The sequence below is a fragment of the Devosia psychrophila genome, from assembly GCF_000971275.1.
Classification (GTDB): Bacteria; Pseudomonadota; Alphaproteobacteria; order Rhizobiales; family Devosiaceae; genus Devosia; species Devosia psychrophila.
On sequence record NZ_LAPV01000057.1, the window covers coordinates 1 to 785 of the forward strand.

Here is a 785-nt window from a genome sequence, read left to right on the forward strand (position 1 = left end):
TGCCCATCGCCCGCTTGCGGCCGCCGCGGCGGCGCACGACCAGCTTCTCCTCGCGATAGATGCGGAACAGCCGCTTGTGATTGACCATATGGCCTTCTCGCCGCAGCAGTACGTGCAGGCGCCGATATCCGAAGCGCCGTCGCTCATGAGCAATGGCCTTCATCCGCTCACGCAGCACCGCATCATCGACCCTGATGGTCTGGTAGCGCATCGTCATCCTGCAGCATCCCAGCACCTGGCACGCCCGCCGCTCGCTCATTCCAAACACCGTCTGGAGATGGGCGACAGCATCCCGCTCAACGGCGGGCGTTACCATTTTTTTCCGAGCAGGTCTTTCAACGCCGAGTTGTCCAGCATCGCATCGGCCAGCAGCCGCTTGAGCTTGGCATTCTCATCCTCGAGCGCCCTAAGCTTGCGAGCCTCGCTAACGTCCATACCGCCATACTTGGCTTTCCATTTGTACACGCTGGCGTTGCTCACACCATGCTTGCGGCACAGATCGGCGACTGGAACACCCGCCTCGTGCTCTTTTAAAATCCCGATGATCTGGTCTTCGGTAAACCTGCTGCGCTTCATCTCTGGTCCTTTCTAGGGGCCAGAGCCTACTTCAAACTGGATTAGAGGCCGGGGGCAACGTCAACGCGCAGGTTCCTCCCCCTTGTATGTTTGCTTTGAGGCTGTGATTGACGATGATCGGCCTTGGGGCATCGTGTTTTGCGATGCTCCGGGTCAGATAGCGTGTGTCCCCTTAGAGCCAAGCGAGCTCGTCCCTGAGCAGACGCGTC

General features: G+C 59.6%; 1 pseudogene. It reads right to left on the reverse strand.

Going from position 1 to position 785, the window contains the following annotated elements:
• Positions 1 to 576 (reverse strand): annotated as a pseudogene (locus WH91_RS23155) (transposase); the annotation flags it as partial.
• Positions 577 to 785: the final 209 nt, after the last annotated feature.